A 20836-nucleotide genomic window follows, 5' to 3' on the forward strand; every position below is an offset into this window, starting at 1 on the left:
GCTCACATATGGCCGACTTCAGGGGGCAGCTCATAGAAGCTGGCATGCCGGTAGACCTTGTCGTCGGCGGGGTCGAAGAGAGGCTCCTTCTCGTCCGGCGACGAGGCGGTGATCTGCGCCGAGGGCACCACCCAGAGGCTCACGCCCTCACTGCGCCGGGTGTAGAGCTCACGGGCGTTCTCCAGGGCCATGGCGGCATCGGCCGCATGGACGCTGCCGACGTGCTTGTGGTTGAGACCGTGCTTGCTGCGCACGAAGACTTCGAACAGGGCCCATTCAGCCATGGCGGCGATCTCCCAAGGTCAGGCGGCGCTAGTGCGTTGTTGTTTCTTGCGAGCGTGGGCGACCGCGGCTTCGCGGACCCAGGCCCCACCGTCGATGGCGTTGCGGCGGGTGGCCAGGCGCTCGGCGTTGCAGGGGCCGTTGCCCTTGAGCACCTCGTAGAATTCCTCCCACTGGATGGCGCCGAAGTTGTAATGCCCGCGAGCCTCGTTCCACCGGAGCTCCGGGTCGGGCGCGGTGCAGCCGAGCAGCTCCAGCTGCGGCACGGTCTGGTCGATGAAGCGCTGGCGCAGCTCGTCGTTGCTCTGCCGCTTGATCTTCCAGGCCAGCGACTGGGCGCTGTTGGGGGAGTGCGCGTCGTTCGGGCCGAACATCATCAGCGCCGGCCACCAGAGCCGGTTGATGGCGTCCTGCACCATGTCCCGCTGGGCCTGGGTACCCTGGCGCATCATCGTCAGCAGCAGCTCGTAGCCCTGGCGCTGGTGGAAGCTCTCCTCCTTGCAGATGCGGATCATGGCGCGGGAATAGGGGCCGTAGGAGGTGCGCTGCAGGACCACCTGGTTGACGATGGCGGCACCATCCACCAGCCAGCCCACCGCGCCCATGTCGGCCCAGTTCAGCGTCGGGTAGTTGAAGATGCTGGAGTACTTGGCCTTGCCCGTGTGCAGCTTGGCGATTTCCTCGTCACGGTCAGCGCCCAGGGTCTCCATGGCGCTGTACAGGTAGAGCCCGTGGCCGGCTTCGTCCTGGATCTTGGCCATCAGCTGCAGCTTGCGCTTGAGGGTCGGCGCGCGGGTCACCCAGTTGCCCTCGGGCAGCATGCCGACGATTTCCGAATGGGCATGCTGGGAGATCTGCCGGATCAGCGTCTGGCGATAGGCCTCGGGCATCCAGTTCTTGGCTTCGATCTTGATCTCGTCATCGATCTTCTGTTGGAACGCCCGCTCCTCGGGTGACATCTCTTCGAGCGACTTGACACCCTTGGTGCCGGTCTCGACCAGTTGCGCGTACATGAGTCGGCTCCTGTGCAGTGGAGGAAAGAGATATCGCCTCCCAGGTCTTCAGTTCTAAACGATACAAAAAGCAATGTACAGTGCAATTTATCTGTGTCTGGTTATGGGCGCCTGAAGGGCCGCTGGTGGATGTCACCTGTGGCCATGACATCCGTTAGAGGCGCTGCTTTGCGGGGAACCCACGGTTGGCAAGCGCCTGTCCGGCCCGTGATCCGATCGATTCACGCACTGCGTAGGCGAGAAAGACGGCTTTCTAGGCGGGCACCGAGGCGCCGCCCTCGCGTCTGGAGAGTGGCGGTGGCTCAGGCGTGCTGACGACGGTCGTAGACGTGGCAGGCCTTGCCTTCCGAGCGCTTGAGGCTGTGGCAGGGCTGCAACAGGACCCTGGTACTGATGCCGACGTGGGTCTTGATCTGCCGTGCCAGTTCCTGGGCGATCTGCGCCTGTTCTGTGGCGGCCAGGTGCTGGAGTTCGTGCCGGAGTTCCACATGCACCTCGATGCAGTCCAGGTTGCCCTGGCGGGACAGGTGGAGCTCATAGACCTCGGCCAGGATGCCGGCCTTGAGCACCTGCTCCTCGATCTGGGTCGGAAAGACGTTGACGCCCCGGATGATGAGCATGTCGTCGCTCCGCCCGGTGATCTTGTCGATGCGCCGCATGGGGCGGGCGGTACCCGGCAGCAGGCGGGTCAGGTCGCGGGTGCGATAGCGGATCATCGGCAGGGCTTCCTTGCTCAACGAGGTGAAGACCAGCTCGCCGTATTCACCATCCGGCAGCACGGCACCGGTGACCGGATCGATGATCTCCGGATAGAAGTGGTCTTCCCACACCGTGGGGCCGTCCTTGGTTTCGGCGCACTCCATGGCCACGCCAGGCCCCATGATCTCGGAGAGGCCGTAGATGTCGAGGGCGACGATGCCCAGGCGCTCTTCCACCACACGGCGGAGTTCGGCCGTCCAGGGTTCGGCGCCGAAGATGCCCAGGCGCAGCCGCAATGCATGCGGGTCCACGTCCTGGCGTTCGATCTCGTCCGCCAGGTTGAGCATGTAGGAAGGGGTGACCATGATGATGTCAGGTTGCAGGTCGCGGATCAGCTGGACCTGCTTCTCGGTCTGGCCGCCCGACATCGGGATCACGGTGCAGCCCAGGCGCTCGGCGCCGTAATGGGCGCCCAGCCCGCCGGTGAACAGGCCGTAGCCATAGGCGATATGCACCCGGTCACCCTTGCGACCGCCCGCGGCGCGAATCGAGCGGGCCATGACACTGGCCCAGGTGTCTATGTCCCCCTGGGTATAACCCACCACCGTCGGCTTGCCGGTGGTGCCGCTGGAGGCGTGCAAGCGCACGATCTCGTGCTGGGGAACGGCGAACATGCCGTAGGGATAGTGATCGCGCAGGTCGCTCTTGCCGGTGAAGGGAAAACGCGCCAGATCGTCCAGGGAGTGCAGGTCGTCCGGGTGCACCTGGGCCTCCTCGAAACGCCGGCGATACAGGGGTACGTTCTCGTAGGCGTGCTTCAGGCTCCAGCGCAGCCGGTCCAGCTGATGCTGGCGCAGGCTGTCTAGGCTGGCGATCTCCAGCGGGTCGAGCAGGGCATGATTGGCGTCGAGGGGCAGGTTCATGGCGTCACTCGAAGGTTGTGTTGGGGGCTGCGGGCGGCCTTTGGGCAATGCCTGGGCGTTGCTCAGGCGTCCGGGTTCAGAGGGCATCACTCCTCACGGGTCTCCTGTACCAGCACCGGGCCATGCACGCGGTAGGCCCTGCCGCGGAACAGGGCGATCAGCTGGCCCTGCTGGTTGTCGATACGGACGTCATAGAGGCCGGTGCGACCGCGCCGGCTCTGCTCGACGGCGGTCGCCACCAGGTGGTCTCCCGCCTGGGCCGGGGCCAGAAAATCGATGCTGCAGCCGCTCGCGACCGTGGCCTGGTCGTAGGTGTTGCAGGCGACCGCAAAGGCCGAGTCGGCCAGGGTAAAGAGCAGGCCGCCGTGGCAGGTGCCGTAGCCCTGCAGGTGGTCTTGCGTGACCAGCATGCTCAGGCGGGCGCTGCCGGGGCCGACGTCGAGCAGCTGGATGCCCAGCTGGCGAGAGGCGCGGTCGCGACTGAGCAGGGCTTCGGCGCAGGCCTCGGCCAGGGGCTGCGAATGGGCGTCATTCATGCAGGCGACCTCCTTCGGCCAGGGTCCGGCGCAACAGCAGTGAGGGTCGATACCTATCCTCACCATAGCTGCGCTGCAGGTTTTCCAGGGTGGTCAGTACCGGTCCCAGGCCGATCGCCTCCGCCCAGGCCAATGGCCCAAGGGGGTAATTGACGCCAGCGCAAAGGGCGAGATCCACGTCCGCGGCGGACGCCACCTGATGCAGGACGGCATCGGCCGCTTCATTGGCCAGCATCGCCACCGTGCGTAGCACCGGCAGACCGGGCAGGTCGCGGATCGGTGTGACCTTGAGGCCGGCGTGGCGCAACAGGGCGATGGCCTGATCACGGGCCAGGGGGGTGGTGTCGGCTGCCCAGCTGATGGCCAGGCGGCTAGCCGTGCCGTAGTCCAGCGCCAGATCGAACAGGACCAGATTGCGCAGGCCCTCTTGCCGGGCGCGCTCGCTCGCCAGGCGCCCGTCGCTCAGGGCCAGTACCGCATCGCCCACTCGCAACAGGCCGCTACCGGCCCGCTCGGTGACGGCGATCCCCGTGGCCTGCAGGCGCTGCACCAGGGGCCGGGCCACGCCGAGGTCGCCTTCCAGCACGCAGCCGTCGACGGTGGCGGCGCTTTCCAACTCGGTTGGAGCCGGACGGGTCGCGCCTTCGCGATAGTCATAGAAGCCCTGGCCGCTCTTGCGGCCCAGGCGGCCGGCATCGACCAGCTCCTTCTGGATCAGCGAGGGCCGAAAGCGCGGATCGCCGTGATAGGCGTTGAACACCGAGCAGGTGACGGCATAGTTGATGTCCTGGCCGATGAGGTCGGTCAGCTCGAAGGCGCCCATGCGGAAGCCACCGGCCTCACGCAGCAGCGCATCCAGCGAGGCACAGCTGGCGGCGCCTTCCTGCAGCAGGCGCAGGCTCTCGGCATAGAAGGGGCGGGCGACGCGATTGACGATGAAGCCGGGGGTTGAACGGGTGCAGACTGGGCGCTTGCCCCAGCGACGGGCGGTGTCCAGCAGCGTCTCCACCACCGCCGCGTCGGTGGCCAGGCCGCTGACCACCTCGACCAGCGCCATCAGCGGCGCGGGATTGAAGAAGTGCAGGCCGGCCAGCCGCTCGGGTCGCTCGAGACCCGCGGCCAGCGCCGTGATGGACAGCGAAGAGGTGTTGCTGGCGAGGATGCAGTCAGGGGTGCAGAGGGCTTCGAGTTGCGCGAAGAGCGCGCCTTTGACCGCAAAGTCCTCGACGATGGCTTCGATCACCAGGCTGACCTCGGCGAGGGCGTCGAGGGACGTTGCGGGCCGCAGACGACTGAGGATGGCGTCGCGCGTGGCGCCCTCCAGCTTGCCCTTTTCCACCAGGCGACCGAGTTGCCAGGCGATGCCATCGATGGCCCGGACAGCAGCGCCGGGGCGGTTGTCGTAGAGCTGCACCTCGTGGCCGGCCTGGGCCGCGACCTGGGCGATGCCGGCGCCCATGGCCCCGGCGCCGATGACCGCGATCCGCGCCGTCTCCGGCAAGGCAACCATCTCAGCGGCCCCTGAAGGTGGGGGAGCGCTTGGCCATGAAGGCGCTGACACCCTCACGATAGTCGTCGCTGCGCCCGGCCAGGCGTTGCAGGTCGCGCTCCAGGTCCAGTTGCTCGTCGAAGCTGTTGTCGAAACTGGCGTTCAGGCTGCGCTTGATCAGCGCCAGTCCGGACGTGGGCTGGGTCGCGAGATGGCGGGCAAGTTTGAGGGCTTCGCTGCGCAGTTTGGCGTCGTCCACCACCCGGTAGATCAGCCCCCAGTCGGCGGCCTGTTCGGCGGTGAGACGTTCACCCAGCAGGGCGAGCGCCTTGGCGCGGGCCATGCCGATGAGGCGTGGCAGCATCCAGGTACCGCCCGAGTCGGGTATCAGGCCGATCTTGCAGAAGGCCTGGATGAAACTCGCCGAGCGTGCGGCCAGGACCAGGTCGCAGGCCAGGGGGATATTGGCCCCGGCGCCGGCGGCCACGCCGTTCACGGCGCAGATGACCGGCATGGGCAAGTCACGCAGGGCGCGGATCAGGGGGTTGTAGTAGGTCTCGATGGAGGCGTCGAGATCTGGCATCGCCGCCTCGGGTGCCACATTGCGATCGGAGAGATCCTGGCCGGCGCAGAAGCCGCGCCCTTCACCGGTCAGCAGCAGCACCCGCACCTCGGGCGTCTGGCGCACCTGCTTGAGGGCCTCGCGCAGCTCCAGGTGCATCGGCGGGGTGAAGCTGTTGAGCTGCTCCGGCCGATTCAGGCTGAGCAGGGCGACGCCGTCTTCGACGGAGAACAGCAGGTGTTCGAAGGTCATGGGACTGGCTCCAGGGCAGAGGCGGAAAGGAGGGCTCAGCGGCCGACGAAGCGCGGCGGGCGTTTTTCCCGGAAGGCGCGAAGGCCCTCGTTGCGGTCCGCGGTGCCCGCCAGCATGACGAAGGCCTGGCGCTCGATGTTCAGGCCGCTGGCGAGATCCACGTCTTGCGCCTTGAGCAGCACCTCCTTGGCGAGGCGCACCGCCAGTGGCGCCTTGGTCGCGATGAGTCGGCCGATCTCGAGGGCGCGCTCGACGGTGAGTTCGGGTTGGGTGATCTCGCTGACCAGGCCGACGCGCTGGGCCTGGCGAGCATCGATGGCCTCGCCGGTGAGCACCATCTGCATGGCCTGGGACTTGCCGACCGCACGCAGCAGGCGCTGGGTACCACCCGCGCCGGGGATGATGCCGAGATTGATTTCCGGTTGGCCGAAGCGGGCGTCGCGGCCGGCGATGAGGATGTCGGCATGCATGGCCAACTCGCAGCCACCGCCCAGGGCGAAGCCGTTGACCGCGGCGATCAGGGGTTTGGAAAAGGCGGCGATGCGTTGCCAGTGGCGGACCCGGGGGTCTTCGAGGGTACCGATCAGATCCCGTTCGGCCATCTCCTTGAGATCGGCGCCCGCGGCGAAGGCCTTGCGGCTGCCGGTGAGGACCACGACGCGGACCTCAGGCTCCCGTTCGGCTGTTTCCAGGGCTTGCGCCAACTCGCCCAGCAGTTCGGTGGAGAGGGCATTCAGCGCCTCGGGGCGCTGGAGGGTGATCAGGCAGACACCTTTCTCCGGCGGCAGCACATTCAGGGTGCGCGGCATGGACACTCCTTTGCAGCAGGCGCGGCTCAGGGCCGGCGTCTTGGTGTTGTTCTGGTTCTGCAGCAGGGTCTCGTGCTGGAACGGGCACTCGACAGCTTCAGTATAGGCACTAAACGATACAAATAATCAATGTTATGGTTTTAATTTGTGTCTCTTTGGCGTATTGGTTGCGTTCGTCAAGGATGGCTGAGGGAGCTTGGGCTCGACCTACCGTCGTCCCTTGCCAGCCCTTGAGTGCAGCCCTGCCTGGCGAGGCTGCCGCGTGTTTCGTTCAGTCGGCTTGCCAGGGCGGCCGCGTAGAGGAGATCGCCAGATGCCTTGTTATCGGCTCGACGGCCTGGTGCCGGTCGTGGATCCCAGTGCCTTCGTGCACCCCACCGCCGTACTGATCGGCGACGTCATCGTCGGACCGAGGTGCTATGTCGGCCCCCTGGCCGCCTTGCGGGGCGACTTCGGGCGAATCCTGCTGGAGGAGGGCGCCAATGTGCAGGACACCTGCGTTCTGCACGGCTTTCCCGCCAGTGACACCGTGGTGGGGTCGAACGGCCATATCGGTCATGGCGCCGTGCTCCATGGCTGCCATATCGGCGCGGACAGCCTGGTAGGCATGAACGCCGTGGTCATGGACAACGCGCGGATCGGCGAGCGCTGCCTGGTAGCGGCCACCGCCTTCGTCAAGGCTGGCTTTGAGTGCCCGCCGCTAAGCGTGGTGATGGGCTCGCCGGCCAAGGTGGTGCGCACCCTGAGCGCCGAAGAGCTGGCTTGGAAGCAGCGGGGCACGGCGGAATACCAGTTGCTGGCACAGCGTTGCCGGCAGGGATTGGCGGAGTGTGCGCCCCTGACCGCGGTGGAGGCGAATCGGCCGCGGCAGGTGGATGCCGGTTTCCGCCCCAAGACGCCTTCGCCGTCCTGAACAGCCCTGCGGAGGGGCGTGGTCAGCGCCGCGGCCGCGCGGGTATAGTCGCGGCTCCTTTTCCATGCGTTCGCCCATGAGCAGTCAGCCGCAACTCGATCAACTGATCGCCCGCTTCCAACAGAACGGTCCCGTCCGCGCCAGTTCGCTGATCATTACCCTCTATGGCGATGTGATCGAGCCCCACGGCGGCACGGTCTGGCTCGGCAGCCTCTTCACCCTGCTCGAACCCATGGGCATCAACGAACGCCTGGTGCGCACCTCGGTCTTTCGGCTGGCCAAGGAAGAGTGGCTGATCGCCGAGAAAGTTGGTCGTCGTAGCTACTACAGCCTCACTGGCTCCGGGCGGCGCCGCTTCGAGAAGGCCTTCAAGCGCGTCTACAGCGGGGCGCCCGCGGCGTGGGATGGTACCTGGCTGATGGTGTTGCTGTCGCAGGTTCCCGCCGAGCAGCGCAAGCGCGTCCGCGAAGAGCTGGAGTGGCAGGGCTTCGGGGCGCTGGCGGCCAATACCCTGGCCTGTCCGCGCAGCGACCGCGCCGATGTCACGACCACCCTCAAGGAACTGGGCGTGCTGGACGACAGCCTCATCTTCGAGACTCGTGGCCAGGAGGTGCTGGCGTCCAAGGCCATGCGCCTGCAGGTGCGGGACAGCTGGCGGCTGGACGAACTGGGTGAGCACTACCGCGAATTCATCGCCCTGTTCCGGCCCCTGTGGCAGGCGCTGAACGAGAAGACCGTGCTCGATGCCCAGGAATGCTTTCTGGTGCGACTGCTGCTGATCCACGAGTACCGCAAGCTGGTCCTGCGCGATCCCCAGCTGCCAGATGAATTGCTGCCTGCCGACTGGGAAGGCCGTGCGGCCCGGCAACTCTGTCGCAACCTCTATCGACTCACCGCGTTACCGGCTGAAGGTTACCTGGCCCAGGTGTTGGAAACCGCTGATGGTCCGCTGCCGGAGATGAACGACGGCTTCTATCGGCGCTTTGGCGGGTTGCGCTAATCCAGGGCGGTACCTCAGGGGACCTTGAGTCCACTGGCTAGATCACGAACTCGGCCACCACCAGCTTGAGGCCCGCGGCCAGGCGCGAGACCTCGTTGCTGGCCCCAGAGGTCTGACTTGCGCCGGCGGCGCTCTGATCGGACAGGTCCTTGATGCTGATCAGGTCGCGGTCGATGTCCTTGGCGACCAGCGCCTGTTCTTTGGCGGCCGTGGCGATCAGGGCACTGCGTTCGTCGATGCCGCCCATGGCCTCGGCGATGGCCAGCAGCGCGCCGTTGGCGTCCCGGGCCACGGCAAGGGAGGCGGCGGCCGTCTGGCTGCTCTGCTGCATGGCCTTCACCGCCTCCGTGGCGTCGTGTTGGATGGTGGTGATCATCGTCTCGATCTCTCGCGTCGACTGCTGGGTACGCTGGGCCAGCGCCCTGACCTCATCCGCCACCACGGCGAAGCCGCGTCCCTGGTCGCCTGCCCGGGCGGCCTCGATGGCGGCATTGAGGGCCAGCAGGTTGGTCTGCTCGGCGATGGCGCGGATGACGTCGACGCCGTTGCTGATGTCCTGGGCCCGGCTCGACAGGGTCTGGATCTGGCCGCTGCTCTGGCCAACCTGGGCGGTCAGCTGTTCGATGGCGGCGAGGGTGGAGCCGACGTGCTGCAGGCCGGCCCGGGTGAAGGCGCTGCCCTGTTGCGACGCGCCGGCGCTTTCCTCGGCATGGCGCGCCATCTCGTCCACGGCGGCACTCATTTCCCTCACAGTGGGATTGATTTGCGATGGGCGTCACACGCTATAGGCGGTGTCTTAGCGATGCCTTGAGAAGGTCCCAGGCCGCCTGGTCATTCTTCTGGCGAGGACCACCGGGCTGGAAAGGCACTGCCAGAGGTGCCCTAGAGCCCTCGGTGATCGCCTGCACCAGGCACTCTTGGGTGCAGGCGCAGGGCGCCCGGCGATCCGCATGCACCGGACGCTCAGAAATCGCTAGCGCGCTGGTGCACCGAGCTGGGCGGAGATCCGTGCCGTGGTGGTGAGCATTTCCCGGACGTAGTCGGCCTTGAGTTCCTCACGGAAGCGAAAGCACGGAAAGGACACGCTCAGGCCGGCGACGACCTGGCCGAAACGATCGCGGATCGGCGCGGCCAGGCACCTCATGTTGTCCTCGAATTCCTCGTGATCTTCGGCAAAGCCCAGATCGCGGACGCGCGCCAGTTCCGCAAGGTAGGCGTCCAGGCTGTCGAGGGTATTGGGCGTGCGGCGAACAAAGGTTTCCTGGGCCAGAATCTGGCGGACCTCGCCCTCCGGGCGCCAGGCCATCAGGACCTTGCCGATCCCGGTGCAATACAGCGGCGCCCGGCGGCCGATGCGCGAGTACATGCGCAGGGTGTAGCGCGAATCGAGCTTGTGCACATAGACGATGGCGCCTTCGTCGAAGATGCCGAGATGCACGGTTTCCCCGGTGAGATCGTTGAGGTGACGCATCCCCGGTTCGGCCTCACGGACCAGGTCCAGCTGGGGCAGGGCGCGGGCCCCTAGCTCGAACAGCTTGACGCTCAGCCGGTAGCGGTCTTCGGTGTCTTGGACCACATAGCCCAGTGCCTTGAGCGTCTGCAAGAAGCGGTGAACGGTGCTCTTGGACAGGCCGAGCTGCTGCGCCAGCTCGGAGACGCCACAGTCGTCCTCGCGCTCACCAAGGGCTTCCAGTACCGCCAGGGTGCGGCCGACCGCGCTAATCATGTCGTTGCCGAGCGTCGCTGTTTTTTCCATAAGACCGCCTGTCGTCTGGTTGACGGAACACTGTTCCATTCTGATTGACGGATGCGGGAAATGCCAGCGACACTGGATTTAGCGAATGGAACAACGTTCCACACAATTTTGCTAAGGGTCGGTATCCCAGCGCTGGCGGTCGCCAGCGAAGCGGACAAAAACAACAACGGGACCTGCGACGATGAAATCCACTACCAAAGCGCCGGGCGCCGTGGCGCCTGCCGGTCGTGCCTCTGGTTGGCTACCCCGGGCTCACCCGGTCTCCTGGCAGATGCTGGGCGTCACTACCCTGGCGATGCTGATGATTTCGGTGGATCGCCAGCTCCTGCCGACGGTGCTGCCGGCGATCATGCAGGAGTATGGTCTGGACGCCGCCCAGGGCGGCTGGCTCAGTTCCCTGAGCTTTGTCGGTACCCTGATCGGGGCCCTGGTGGTGGGGGTGCTGGCCGATAGCGTCGGCACCGGCCATCGCCGTGCCTGGAGCTGGGTGGGCGCCTGCGCGCTGACCATAGGCTCGGCCTTCGCCACCGTCTATGCGCGTTCGCTGGGCGCCTTGCAGGTGCTGAGATTCACCATGGGCCTCGGCACTGGCGCCATGGAGCCGGTCAACATCGCGGTCGCCAGCGAATTCTGGCAGAAGGAGAATCGCGGCTTCGCCCTGGGTGTCCATCACACCGGCATGCCGCTCGGCCAGTTCGCCGGTCCGGTATTGATGGGATTGATCCTGGCCAATGGCGATTGGCGCGCCACCTTCCTGTGGATTCCCCTCATCGGCCTGCCGATCATCCTGCTGCAGCTGTACCTGGGGCGGCGTCGCAACGAGGAGCAGGTCTATGCCTGGATTCGCCAGGCGCAGCTTACGGTTCCCGTCGATGCTTCGGCGCCGGTTTCGCGCAATCCGTTGACCAACCTGCGCCAGGCGTTCGCCGAGCGCAATGTGCGCCTCTGCCTGGTGATGAACTTCCTGTTTCTCTGGACCGAAATGGGCGTGGCCACCTTTCTGACCTATCAGCTGACCAGCCAGCTGGGCCTGACGCTGGCCGAAGCCGCGGTGATTTCGGGCGCCTCGGGCCTGGTGGGCTGGGCAGGGCAGATCTTCTGGGGAACCCTGAGTGACCGCCGCGGCCGCAAGTTCGCCCTGGGTATCCTGACCGTCGGTTTCTCCGTGTGCGTCGCCCTGTGCATGTTCATCGACAGCCGCGCCATGGCCTGGACCCTGTTGCTGGCCTGGGGCCTGTTCCGCAATTCGCCCTATGTGGTGCTCTACTCGCTGGCGGTGGACTCTTCGCCACGCGCGGCCGGCAGTGGCCTGGGCCTGCTTATCGGGGTCGGCCTAGGCCTCGCGGGCTTTCTGGTGGGACCGGTGGCCGGTTATGTGATCGAGCATTTCGGCTGGCACTGGAGCTACGCCATGCTCGCGCTGAGCTGCCTGCTGGTGCTGATTCCGCTGCGCTTCGTGGAGGAGACCGGTCATGGCGCAGCCTGAGTGTCTGTTCGATCACCAGGATGAGCTGGGCGAAGGGCCGGTGTGGGACGCCCGGCAGCGGGCGCTACTGTGGGTCGATATTCTCGCCGGCCGGCTGTTGCGGGCGGCGCCGCACCAGGCCGCCGTGGTCGATGTCCTGGGCTTCGGGCGACCGCTGGGCTGCGCCGTTCCCCATGTCGATGGCTCCATCTGGCTGGCCTTGAGCGATGGCATCTGGCGCCTCGCCGCCGGTACCTCGCAACCGGTGCGGATCACGACGCCGCCCCAGGCGGTACATGGGGCGCAGCATCGCTTCAATGATGGCAAGTGTGATGCGCTGGGACGCTTCTGGCTGGGTACGACGCTGCTCGACGAGGCGCCAGGCGGTGGACGACTGTATTGCCTCGACCTCGACGGCCGCCTGCACCAGGTGCTCGACGGCGTCACCGTCTCCAATGGTCTGGGCTGGAGCCCGGACAACCGTACCTTCTACTACATCGATTCGCCTACCCGCCGGGTGCAGGCCTTCGATTTCGATCTCAGCAGTGGCCAACTCGGTCGGACGCGAACCTTGATCGACTTCGGTGATCAGCCCGGCGTGCCTGATGGGCTCGCGGTGGACAGCCAGGGCGCCCTGTGGATCGCACACTGGGACGGCGCTCGGCTGAGTCGCTGGGATGCCCAGGGGCACCTGCTCGACTGGCTGGATTTCCCGGTGGCGCGGGTGACTTCCTGCGCCTTCTATGGCGAGCGTCTGGAGCAATTGCTGGTGACCACCGCCTGCGTGGGACTCGACGACCGTGCGCGCCTGGCCCAGCCCCTGGCCGGCCGTACCTTCCATCTTGATCCCGGGGTACCCGGCCTGGCGATTTCCGCCTGCCGCGTCCGGGTACCGGAATAACCAAAGGAATCTGCATGACGCTGCCCCTCGTTTCGTCCCCGCTGACCCGCATCGGCCTCATCGGCGAGTGCATGGTCGAGTTGCGTACCCAGGCGGATGGGCAACTGGCCCAGGCCTTCGGCGGCGATACGCTCAATGCGGCCGTCTACCTGCGGCGCCTGCTGGAGGATGGCGAGGTGCAGGTGGATTACCTGACCGCGGTGGGCGACGACACCCTGAGCCAGGCCATGCGCGCCCGTTGGCGCGAGGAGGGCGTGAGTGACGAGCGGGTGCGGGTGCTACCCGGGCGCCTGCCGGGCCTCTACCTGATCCAGACCGACGCCGATGGCGAGCGGCGCTTTCTCTATTGGCGGGGCGAGGCGGCGGCACGCGAATGTTTCGACGGCGCCGACGCCCAGCCCCTGCTGGCGGCGCTGGCCGGTTATCAGGTGCTCTATCTCAGTGGCATCAGCCTCGCGGTGCTGACCGATACCGGGCGCGAGCGGCTGTTCGCCGCCCTGCGTGAAGCACGCGCCACAGGTACCCGCCTTGTGTTCGACAACAACTACCGGCCACGGCTGTGGGCAGGCGTCCAGGCCGCGCGCACGGCTTACCAGCGGCTGCTGCAGCTCACCGATCTGGCGCTGGTGACCTGGGAGGACGACGCCGCGCTGTTCGGCTTCGCTGACGAAGCCGCGCTGTTCGCCCAGTACGCCGAGTGGGGGGTGGCCGAGGTCGCGCTCAAGCGGGGTGCGCGCAGTTGCCTGGTGCAGGAGCGCCAGGGGCGCCAGGAGGTGGATGGCGAAGCGGTCGCCCGGGTGGTCGACACCACGGCCGCCGGCGATTCCTTCAGCGCTGCCTACCTGGCCTGCCGCCTCCAGGGTGGTGCGCCCGACGTGGCCGCCCGCTGGGGCCATCGCCTCGCCGCCACGGTCATCCAGCATCCTGGCGCGCTCATCCCGCGCGCGGCCATGCCGGCAATGCCGCCCCTGTCTCTTTCTCTCACTGCCCAGGCTTGAACCCATGAAGATCACCGAAGCCCGCGTCATCGTCACCTGTCCAGGCCGCAATCTGGTCACGCTCAAGATCGTCACCGACGAAGGCCTCTACGGCCTGGGTGACGCCACCCTGAATGGCCGCGAGCTGGCGGTGGTGGCCTACCTGGAGGAACACGTGCTGCCGGCGCTGATCGGCCGCGACGCCCACCGCATCGAAGACATCTGGCAGTACCTCTATCGCGGGGCCTACTGGCGGCGCGGCCCAGTCACCATGACCGCCATCGCTGCGGTGGACGTGGCGCTCTGGGATCTCAAGGCCAAGGCCGCCAACCTGCCGCTGTACCAGCTGCTTGGCGGCAAGAGCCGCGAGCGGGTGATGGTCTATGGCCACGCCACCGGCAAGGACATCGAGAGCTGCCTGGACGAGGTGGCCCGCCATGTCGAGCAGGGCTATCGCGCGGTACGGGTACAGTGCGGGGTACCGGGCATCCCCACCACCTACGGCGTGGCCAAGCGCGAGGGCGAGCGCTACGAGCCGGCCGACAGCGATCTGCCGGCGGAGCACGTCTGGGACACCGCCAAGTACCTGAACCATGTTCCCAAGCTGTTCGCCGCGGTGCGGGAGCGCTTTGGTGACGACCTGCATCTGCTGCACGACGTGCACCACCGGCTGACGCCCATCGAGGCGGGCCTGCTGGGCAAGCGTGTCGAGGAATACAACCTGTTCTGGCTGGAAGACTGCACCCCGGCGGAAAACCAGGAGGCCTTCCGGCTGATTCGCCAGCACACCACCACGCCGCTGGCGGTGGGCGAGGTGTTCAACTCCATCCACGATTGCCGCGAACTGATCCAGGAGCAGCTGATCGACTACATCCGCGCCACCCTGGTGCATGCCGGCGGCATCACCCACATGAGGCGCATCGCCGACCTGGCGGCGCTCTACCAGGTGCGCACCGGCTTCCATGGCGCTACCGACCTGTCGCCGGTGTGCATGGGCGCGGCGCTGCACTTCGACACCTGGGTACCCAACTTCGGCATCCAGGAGCACATGCCCCACGAGGCGCGCATCGACGAGGTCTTTCCCCATGCCTATCGCTTCGAGGACGGCCATTTCACCCCGGGCGAGGTGCCCGGCCACGGCGTGGACATCGACGAAGACCTCGCCGCCCGTTATCCCTACAAACGCGCCAGCCTGCCGGTGAACCGGCTGGTGGACGGCACCCTGTGGCATTGGTGAGCGAGGAATCCAGGATGAAAGCCTTTCAGGTCAGAGCACCCCACGAATTCAGCATCGAAGAGGTTGCGGTGCCCGCGCTGGCGCCCGGCGAGGTCCGCGTCGGGGTGGCCTATGCCGGCATCTGCGGCTCGGACATGCACATCATCCACGGCCAGAACGCCTTCGTACGCTTTCCCCGCGTCACCGGCCACGAATTCGCCGGCGTGGTGCGCGAGGTGGGCGAGGGCGTCAGCGGCCTGGCGGTGGGCGATCCGGTCTGCGTCGATCCGGTGATCGCCTGCGGCAGCTGCTATCCCTGCCGCATTGGCCGCCCCAACGTCTGCAGTCGCCTGCAGGTACTGGGCGTGCACCGCGATGGCGGCTTCAGCGAAGAGGTCTGCGTACCCGCGGCCAATGCCCATCGCCTGCCGCCCGGTTTGCCGCTGGCGCAGGCCGCGCTGGTCGAGCCCTACAGCATCGCCCTGAATGTGCTGGAGCGGATGCAGGTCTTTCCCGGCGATTCATTGCTGATCTACGGCGCGGGTGTGATCGGCCTGACCCTGGTGCAGATGGGCAGAGCGTTGGGCATCGAGGACATCACCGTCACCGACGTACTCGATGATCGCCTGGCCACTGCCCGCGCCCTGGGGGCGACGCGGACCCTCAACGGCCGCGATACCGACGTGGAAGCGGCGCTGCGCGAGGCCACCGGTGGCGAGGGCGTACCCCTGATCGTCGATGCGGCCTGCCATCCGGCCCTGCTGCCAGAGATCGTTCGCCTGGCCTCGCCGGCGGGGCGCATCGGCCTGCTGGGTTTCAGCGCCACGCCCAGCGAGCTGGTGCAGCTGGAGATCATCAAGAAGGAATTGACCCTGGTGGGTTCGCGGCTCAACAACGGGCGTTTTCCGCGGGTCATCGAGCTATTGGCGGCAGGCAAGCTGGATGCCGCGGCGCTGATCAGTCACCAGGTGGCCAGCCAGGAGATGCCGGCCGCCATCGATCTGATCGAAAAGCACCCCGAGCAGACGCGCAAGGTGCTGGTGCAGTGGGGCGGTAACGCCTGAAAAACACGCTCCCCCCTCGGGGAGTTCTCTGATGCCTTACCGAATAAAGACAATGAGCGGGAGGTAACAAATGGCTGGACAAGGTCGTGGACTGGTACTCGTCATGCTGTTCCTGGCGGGGGTCGTCAATTATCTGGATCGCTCGGCGCTGTCGGTGGCAGCGCCGCTGATCCAGAAGGACTTCGGGCTGGGCGCCGGGGAGATGGGGCTGCTGTTCAGCGCCTTCTTCGTCGGCTATGCGGCGTTCAACTTCATTGGTGGCTGGGCCGCCGATCGCTACGGCGCCAAGACCACGCTGCTGCTGGCGATGGTGCTCTGGTCGGCGTTCAGCGGCCTCACGGTGCTGGCCTCGGGCTTCGCCGCGCTGATCGTGATCCGGGTGCTGTTCGGCATGGCCGAGGGTCCCTTGAGCGTTTCCACCAGCAAGATGGTCAACAACTGGTACGCGCCCCATAACCGCGGACGCACCCTGGGCCTGTCGATGTCGGGCACGCCCCTGGGCGGTGCCATCTCCGGCCCCATCGTCGGGGTTATCGCGGTGACCTACGGCTGGAAGGTGTCCTTTGTCGTCATCATGCTGATCGGCTTCGTCTGGGCGGTGGTCTGGTACCTCTGGATCAAGGACAAGCCGACCGGCCAGCTGGCCGCCGACATCGCCGCCGAGGAGCGCGCCGTGGCCGTGGTGGATACCGAGGTGCGGCCGCTCAAGTACTACCTGCGCCAGCCCACGGTGCTGTTCACCGCCCTGGCATTCTTCGCCTACAACTACACGCTGTTCTTCTTCCTGACCTGGTTCCCCAGCTACCTGATCCAGGCCTACGGCCTCAACGTGAAGGACATGAGCATCGCCACGGTCATTCCCTGGGTGCTGGGCTTCATTGGCCTGGCGGTGGGTGGCTACCTGTCCGACTGGGTATTCCGCAAGACCGGCCGGCTGATGTTCTCCCGCAAGGTGGTGCTGGTGACCTGTCTCCTGGCCTGTGCCCTGTGCATCGCCGTGGCCGGCTTGGTCAGCACCCTCTATGCCGCCGTGGCGCTGGTCGCGCTCTCGGTGTTCTTCCTCTACCTGACCGGCGCCATCTACTGGGCGATCATCCAGGACACGGTGCCGGCGGCACGGGTGGGCGGGGTGAGTGGCTTCATGCACTTCCTGGCCAACACCTCGGGCATCATCGGCCCAGCGGTGACCGGCTACCTGGTGCAATTCACCGGCGCCTTCACCAGTGCCTTCCTGCTGGCCGGCGCCCTGACCGTGATCGGTTCGCTGTGCGTGGCGCGCTTCGTCAAGCCACTGGCCGAGCGGCCGGCTGACGCACCGGCCGAGCTGGCGGCGGGAGGCGTCCGATGAGCGATTTCGAATGCATTCCCTCGCGCTATCCGGTGCCGGCCATCGGCATCGTCCACCTGGGGTTGGGCGCCTTCCATCGCGCCCACCAGGCGGTCTACCTGGAGCGCAACCTGGCCCGCCACGGTGGCGGCGTCTGGGGCCTGTGCAGCGCCAACCTGAGATCCGGGCGGGCCCTCGTGGAGACCTTGCAGGCCAGCGGCGGTCGCTATCATGTGGCGGAGTACCGCAACCAACGCGAGGGGGTGCTGCGTGAAATCGGTGCCCTGCGCGAAGTGCTCTATGCCGGTGACGGCGGAGCCGACCGCGAAGCCCTGCTGGCGCGCCTGGCCGATCCCGAGGTGCGCATCGTCACCCTCACGGTGACGGAGAAGGGCTACTGCCTGAGCCCGGCCAGTGGCGCCTTGCGTCGCGACGATCCGGGCATCGTCCACGACCTGGCCGAACCGCGCACCCCGCGTACGGCGCCCGGCCTGCTGGTGGAGGGGCTACGGCGTCGCCGTGCCGCGGGTATCGCTCCCTTCACCGTGCTCTGCTGCGACAACATGCCGGACAACGGCCAGCGCACCCGTCAGGCGGTGATGTCCCTGGCCGAGGCCCAGGACACCCACCTGGCGGCCTGGATCGCCACCGAGGTGGCCTTTCCCTGCAGCATGGTCGATCGCATCGTGCCGGCCATGGACGAGGCCGCCTTCGCCCGCTTGCGCGACCTTGGCTGTGACGATCCCGCTGCGGTGGTGGGTGAGGCTTTCAGCCAGTGGGTGATCGAGGATCGCTTTCCCCAGGGACGCCCGGACTGGGAGCACGAAGGGGTGCAGATGGTGGCGGACGTCCGTCCCTTCGAGACCATGAAGCTGCGGCTGCTCAATGGCAGCCATTCGCTACTGGCCTATGTGGGCAGCCTGGCCGGCCACGGCACCGTGGCCGAGGCCATGTCCGACCGCCAGTTGGCCGCCCTGGTGCACCGCTACATGAGTCGCGAGGCGGCGCCGACCCTGGACATGCCCGACGGTGTCGACCTCGATGCCTATGCCGAAGCCCTGGTCGCACGCTTTCGCAACGATGCCCTGCAGCACCGGCTGCGGCAGATCGCCATGGACGGCTCGCAGAAGCTGCCCCAGCGCTGGCTGCTGGGGGCCCAGCGGCTGCTGGAGCAGGGCGGTGATTTCTCCTGTACCGCCCTCGGCGTGGCGGCCTGGATTCACTTTGGTGAAGGTGAGGGCGAGGCGCTGGACGATCCCCTGCGCGCCACCCTGGCCGCCTTGCCTACCGGCGTGGCGCGGGTGGATGCCGTCCTGGCGCTGGCCGAGGTCTTTCCGCCAGCGTTGGCCGAGCAGGCCGCCTTCCGCGAAGCGGTGCAGCGGGCCCATCGGCGCATCGCCGAGGCGGGCATAGGCGCAGCCATCGCCGACTTGACCGATCAAGGAGTCTGACATGGAACATACCTGGCGCTGGTTCGGCCCGCGCGATCCCATCTCCCTCGCCGATATCTGCCAGACCGGTGCCACCGGCATCGTCACGGCGCTGCACGAGATTCCCAATGGCGAGGTCTGGCCGTTAGCGGCCATCGCCGAGCGCAAGGCGCTGATCGAGGCGGCGGGTCTGAGCTGGTCGGTGGTGGAAAGCATCCCGGTGCACGAGGACATCAAGCGTGGCCTGCCGGGGCACGAGCGCTACCTGGACAACTACCGGCAGAGCCTGCGCAACCTCGCCCAGTGCGGCATCGACGTGGTCTGCTACAACTTCATGCCGGTGCTGGACTGGACCCGCACCCAGCTGGCCCATCGACTACCCGACGGCGGCTGGGCGCTGAGATTCGATCAGGATGCCTTCGCCGCCTTCGACCTTTGCATCCTGCAGCGGGACGGGGCCGAAGCGGATTACTCCGCCGCAGAGATCGAACGTGCGCGCCGCTATCATGACGGTCTCGACGCGGCCGGTCGCGAAGAGCTGGTACGCACCCTGATCGCCGGGCTGCCCGGTGCCGAGGAAGGCTATTCGGTCGCCGACCTCCGACAGTTGCTGGCCACCTATGCCGGGATCGACGCCACGCGCCTGCGTGAGCACCTGGCGGTCTTCCTGCAGGCCGTGGTGCCGGTGGCGGAGGAGGTGGGGATCCGCCTGGGGGTGCATCCGGACGATCCGCCCCGACCGCTGCTGGGATTGCCCCGCGTGGTCTCCACCGCCGCCGACGTCCAGTGGCTGCTGGAGGCGGTGCCCAGTCCCGCCAACGGCCTGACCTTCTGCACCGGCTCCTATGGCGTGCGCGCCGACAACGACCTGGTAGCCATGGCCCGCCAGTTCGCCTCGCGCATTCACTTCGTCCACCTGCGGGCGACCCGCCGTGAGGAAGATCCACGCAGCTTCCACGAAGCCCATCATCTGGATGGCGACGTGGACATGGTCGGGGTGATCCGCGAGTTGGTGCGCGAGGAGCGTCGCCGCGAACGCGAAGGCGGTGCGCGCCTGCCGATGCGACCGGATCACGGTCACCAACTGCTGGATGACCAGGGCCGACGGACCAATCCGGGTTACTCGCTGATCGGCCGGCTCAAGGGCCTGGCCGAATTGCGCGGCGTGGAACAGGCCGTGCGGCGCCTGGAAGAGGAGAGACACTGATGTTGACCATCGTCTGTCAGGAGCCCGGTCTGCTGCGCGCCGAGCAGCGGGAGAAGCCCTCGCGTCGCCCGGGCGAAACCCTGGTGCGCATCGAGCGGGTCGGGGTGTGCGGCACCGACCTGCACATCTTTTCCGGCAATCAGCCCTACCTGAATTATCCGCGGGTCATGGGCCACGAGATCTCCGCCACGGTGACCGAGACCGAAGCCGACTCGGGCCTCGCCGAGGGCGATCTGGTCTATGTGATGCCCTATCTGTCCTGTGGCGACTGCGTGGCCTGCCGCCAGGGCAAGACCAACTGCTGCACCCGCATCCAGGTCCTAGGCGTGCATTGTGATGGCGCCATGACCGGCTACCTGAGCCTGCCTCACAGCGCACTGTTCCGTGCGGATGGCCTGGATGCCGACCAGGCGGCCATGGTGGAGTTTCTCGCCATTGGCGCCCATGCGGTGCGGCGTGGTGAGGTGGCCGCCCAGCAGCAGGTGCTGGTGGTGGGCGCCGGTCCCATCGGCATGGCGGTGGCGCTGTTCGCCCGCCTGCGCGGGGCGCGGGTGACGGTGCTGGACGGCCGTACCGATCGCCTGGCCTTCTGCGCCGAGCATCTGGGGGTGCAGGCCACGGTCGCGCTTGGCGAGGATGACGAGGCGCGCCTGCGCGACCTCACCGGCGGCGATTTCTTCGATGTGGTGTTCGACGCCACCGGTAATCCCCGCGCCATGGAGCGCGGCTTCGCCTTCATCGCCCATGGCGGCAAGTACGTGCTGGTGTCCATCGTCCAGGGCAACCTGAGCTTTGCCGATCCGGAATTCCACAAGCGCGAGGCGACCCTGCTCGGTAGCCGCAACGCCACCGCCGAGGATTTCCGCCACGTGCACGATTGTCTCCGGCGCGGGCTGGTGCCCACCCAGGCACTGAATACCCACCGACTGCGCCTGGAGGACGTGCCCGAGGCTTTCCCACCCTTGCTCGATCCTGCCGAGGGCGTGGTCAAGGCCCTCATCGAATGCTGAAGCGG

The 20836-nt window shown here is 67.0% G+C and carries 19 protein-coding genes and 1 pseudogene; 11 read left to right on the plus strand and 9 right to left on the minus strand.

The features are described from left to right. Positions 1-2 precede the first annotated feature (2 nt). The 7 genes from paaB to paaF all read right to left on the minus strand — a co-directional run bounded on the left by paaB (position 3) and on the right by paaF (position 6565). Entirely contained in the window at positions 3-284 is a 282-nt protein-coding gene (gene paaB, locus ACUCV0_RS09770; RefSeq protein WP_059315167.1) for a 1,2-phenylacetyl-CoA epoxidase subunit PaaB, read from the minus strand. 18 nt (positions 285-302) lie between these two features. After that, the gene (paaA, locus tag ACUCV0_RS09775; RefSeq protein WP_482212545.1) at positions 303-1295 is read right to left on the minus strand and encodes a 1,2-phenylacetyl-CoA epoxidase subunit PaaA; all 993 of its coding nucleotides are present in this window, start codon (positions 1293-1295) and stop codon (positions 303-305) included. 302 nt (positions 1296-1597) lie between these two features. Beyond that, positions 1598-2917 carry a phenylacetate--CoA ligase PaaK gene (gene paaK / locus ACUCV0_RS09780; RefSeq protein WP_482212546.1) on the minus strand — a complete coding sequence of 440 codons (1320 nt, stop codon included), beginning with the start codon at positions 2915-2917 and terminating at the stop codon, positions 1598-1600. 86 nt (positions 2918-3003) lie between these two features. Then, the gene (gene paaI, locus ACUCV0_RS09785; protein WP_482212547.1) at positions 3004-3453 is read right to left on the minus strand and encodes a hydroxyphenylacetyl-CoA thioesterase PaaI; all 450 of its coding nucleotides are present in this window, start codon (positions 3451-3453) and stop codon (positions 3004-3006) included. Then, a complete protein-coding gene (gene paaH, locus ACUCV0_RS09790) occupies positions 3446-4963 on the minus strand; it encodes a 3-hydroxyacyl-CoA dehydrogenase PaaH (RefSeq protein ID WP_482212548.1) in 1518 nt (505 codons plus the stop codon). Before paaH ends, paaI begins: the two co-directional genes overlap by 8 nt. A gap of 1 nt (position 4964) precedes the next feature. After that, positions 4965-5756, minus strand: coding sequence for a 2-(1,2-epoxy-1,2-dihydrophenyl)acetyl-CoA isomerase PaaG (gene paaG / locus ACUCV0_RS09795; protein WP_313649887.1), 792 nt, complete (start codon positions 5754-5756; stop codon positions 4965-4967). A gap of 35 nt (positions 5757-5791) precedes the next feature. Then, positions 5792-6565 carry a 2,3-dehydroadipyl-CoA hydratase PaaF gene (paaF, locus tag ACUCV0_RS09800; protein WP_313649885.1) on the minus strand — a complete coding sequence of 258 codons (774 nt, stop codon included), beginning with the start codon at positions 6563-6565 and terminating at the stop codon, positions 5792-5794. Between the two features lie 313 nt (positions 6566-6878). Between paaF and paaY the strand changes: the two genes are divergently transcribed. After that, complete coding sequence (gene paaY, locus ACUCV0_RS09805) at positions 6879-7478, plus strand: phenylacetic acid degradation protein PaaY (protein ID WP_482212549.1); 600 nt, start codon at positions 6879-6881, stop codon at positions 7476-7478. Positions 7479-7554: 76 nt separating this feature from the next. After that, positions 7555-8478, plus strand: coding sequence for a phenylacetic acid degradation operon negative regulatory protein PaaX (gene paaX / locus ACUCV0_RS09810; protein WP_271655836.1), 924 nt, complete (start codon positions 7555-7557; stop codon positions 8476-8478). A 37-nt stretch (positions 8479-8515) separates the two neighbouring features. Here the strand turns inward: paaX and ACUCV0_RS09815 are convergent. Together ACUCV0_RS09815 and kdgR are read right to left on the minus strand one after the other, a co-directional pair. Then, positions 8516-9082, minus strand: a pseudogene (locus tag ACUCV0_RS09815) (methyl-accepting chemotaxis protein); the annotation flags it as partial. 369 nt (positions 9083-9451) lie between these two features. After that, a complete protein-coding gene (gene kdgR / locus ACUCV0_RS09820; protein WP_482212550.1) occupies positions 9452-10234 on the minus strand; it encodes a DNA-binding transcriptional regulator KdgR in 783 nt (260 codons plus the stop codon). Positions 10235-10415: 181 nt separating this feature from the next. Here kdgR and ACUCV0_RS09825 point away from each other — a divergent pair, with 181 nt between their 5' ends. From ACUCV0_RS09825 to ACUCV0_RS09865, 9 genes are all read left to right on the plus strand, one after another. Continuing rightward, entirely contained in the window at positions 10416-11720 is a 1305-nt protein-coding gene (locus ACUCV0_RS09825) for an MFS transporter (protein ID WP_482212551.1), read from the plus strand. Then, complete coding sequence (locus ACUCV0_RS09830; RefSeq protein WP_434774356.1) at positions 11707-12600, plus strand: SMP-30/gluconolactonase/LRE family protein; 894 nt, start codon at positions 11707-11709, stop codon at positions 12598-12600. Before ACUCV0_RS09825 ends, ACUCV0_RS09830 begins: the two co-directional genes overlap by 14 nt. Before the next feature lie 14 nt (positions 12601-12614). After that, entirely contained in the window at positions 12615-13598 is a 984-nt protein-coding gene (locus ACUCV0_RS09835; RefSeq protein ID WP_482212552.1) for a sugar kinase, read from the plus strand. Between the two features lie 4 nt (positions 13599-13602). After that, complete coding sequence (manD, locus tag ACUCV0_RS09840) at positions 13603-14814, plus strand: D-mannonate dehydratase ManD (protein ID WP_482212553.1); 1212 nt, start codon at positions 13603-13605, stop codon at positions 14812-14814. A 14-nt stretch (positions 14815-14828) separates the two neighbouring features. Continuing rightward, complete coding sequence (locus tag ACUCV0_RS09845) at positions 14829-15857, plus strand: Zn-dependent oxidoreductase (protein WP_482212554.1); 1029 nt, start codon at positions 14829-14831, stop codon at positions 15855-15857. A gap of 70 nt (positions 15858-15927) precedes the next feature. Further along, entirely contained in the window at positions 15928-17205 is a 1278-nt protein-coding gene (locus ACUCV0_RS09850) for an MFS transporter (protein WP_313649580.1), read from the plus strand. Then, positions 17202-18635: a mannitol dehydrogenase family protein gene (locus ACUCV0_RS09855; protein ID WP_482212555.1), complete on the plus strand. Its 1434-nt coding sequence runs from the start codon at positions 17202-17204 to the stop codon at positions 18633-18635. Before ACUCV0_RS09850 ends, ACUCV0_RS09855 begins: the two co-directional genes overlap by 4 nt. A 1-nt stretch (position 18636) precedes the next feature. Continuing rightward, a complete protein-coding gene (gene uxuA / locus ACUCV0_RS09860; protein ID WP_482212556.1) occupies positions 18637-19821 on the plus strand; it encodes a mannonate dehydratase in 1185 nt (394 codons plus the stop codon). After that, positions 19821-20831, plus strand: a complete 1011-nt coding sequence (locus ACUCV0_RS09865) for a zinc-binding alcohol dehydrogenase family protein (protein WP_059315149.1) — start codon at positions 19821-19823, stop codon at positions 20829-20831. Before uxuA ends, ACUCV0_RS09865 begins: the two co-directional genes overlap by 1 nt. Positions 20832-20836 lie beyond the last annotated feature (5 nt).

This window comes from Pseudomonas sp. VMV1 (assembly GCF_056790235.1).

Excerpts from the sequence above, each read along its gene's own strand:
- manD (WP_482212553.1), top strand. The coding sequence starts at position 13,603 with ATGAAGATCACCGAAGCCCGCGTCATCGTCACCTGTCCAGGCCGCAAT.
- paaH (WP_482212548.1), bottom strand. The coding sequence starts at position 4,963 with ATGGTTGCCTTGCCGGAGACGGCGCGGATCGCGGTCATCGGCGCCGGG.
- kdgR (WP_482212550.1), bottom strand. The coding sequence starts at position 10,234 with ATGGAAAAAACAGCGACGCTCGGCAACGACATGATTAGCGCGGTCGGC.
- paaY (WP_482212549.1), top strand. The coding sequence starts at position 6,879 with ATGCCTTGTTATCGGCTCGACGGCCTGGTGCCGGTCGTGGATCCCAGT.
- paaK (WP_482212546.1), bottom strand. The coding sequence starts at position 2,917 with ATGAACCTGCCCCTCGACGCCAATCATGCCCTGCTCGACCCGCTGGAG.
- ACUCV0_RS09830 (WP_434774356.1), top strand. The coding sequence starts at position 11,707 with ATGGCGCAGCCTGAGTGTCTGTTCGATCACCAGGATGAGCTGGGCGAA.
- ACUCV0_RS09845 (WP_482212554.1), top strand. The coding sequence starts at position 14,829 with ATGAAAGCCTTTCAGGTCAGAGCACCCCACGAATTCAGCATCGAAGAG.
- paaB (WP_059315167.1), bottom strand. The coding sequence starts at position 284 with ATGGCTGAATGGGCCCTGTTCGAAGTCTTCGTGCGCAGCAAGCACGGT.
- paaA (WP_482212545.1), bottom strand. The coding sequence starts at position 1,295 with ATGTACGCGCAACTGGTCGAGACCGGCACCAAGGGTGTCAAGTCGCTC.
- ACUCV0_RS09850 (WP_313649580.1), top strand. The coding sequence starts at position 15,928 with ATGGCTGGACAAGGTCGTGGACTGGTACTCGTCATGCTGTTCCTGGCG.
- ACUCV0_RS09865 (WP_059315149.1), top strand. The coding sequence starts at position 19,821 with ATGTTGACCATCGTCTGTCAGGAGCCCGGTCTGCTGCGCGCCGAGCAG.
- paaG (WP_313649887.1), bottom strand. The coding sequence starts at position 5,756 with ATGACCTTCGAACACCTGCTGTTCTCCGTCGAAGACGGCGTCGCCCTG.
- paaF (WP_313649885.1), bottom strand. The coding sequence starts at position 6,565 with ATGCCGCGCACCCTGAATGTGCTGCCGCCGGAGAAAGGTGTCTGCCTG.
- ACUCV0_RS09855 (WP_482212555.1), top strand. The coding sequence starts at position 17,202 with ATGAGCGATTTCGAATGCATTCCCTCGCGCTATCCGGTGCCGGCCATC.
- paaX (WP_271655836.1), top strand. The coding sequence starts at position 7,555 with ATGAGCAGTCAGCCGCAACTCGATCAACTGATCGCCCGCTTCCAACAG.
- ACUCV0_RS09835 (WP_482212552.1), top strand. The coding sequence starts at position 12,615 with ATGACGCTGCCCCTCGTTTCGTCCCCGCTGACCCGCATCGGCCTCATC.
- uxuA (WP_482212556.1), top strand. The coding sequence starts at position 18,637 with ATGGAACATACCTGGCGCTGGTTCGGCCCGCGCGATCCCATCTCCCTC.
- ACUCV0_RS09825 (WP_482212551.1), top strand. The coding sequence starts at position 10,416 with ATGAAATCCACTACCAAAGCGCCGGGCGCCGTGGCGCCTGCCGGTCGT.
- paaI (WP_482212547.1), bottom strand. The coding sequence starts at position 3,453 with ATGAATGACGCCCATTCGCAGCCCCTGGCCGAGGCCTGCGCCGAAGCC.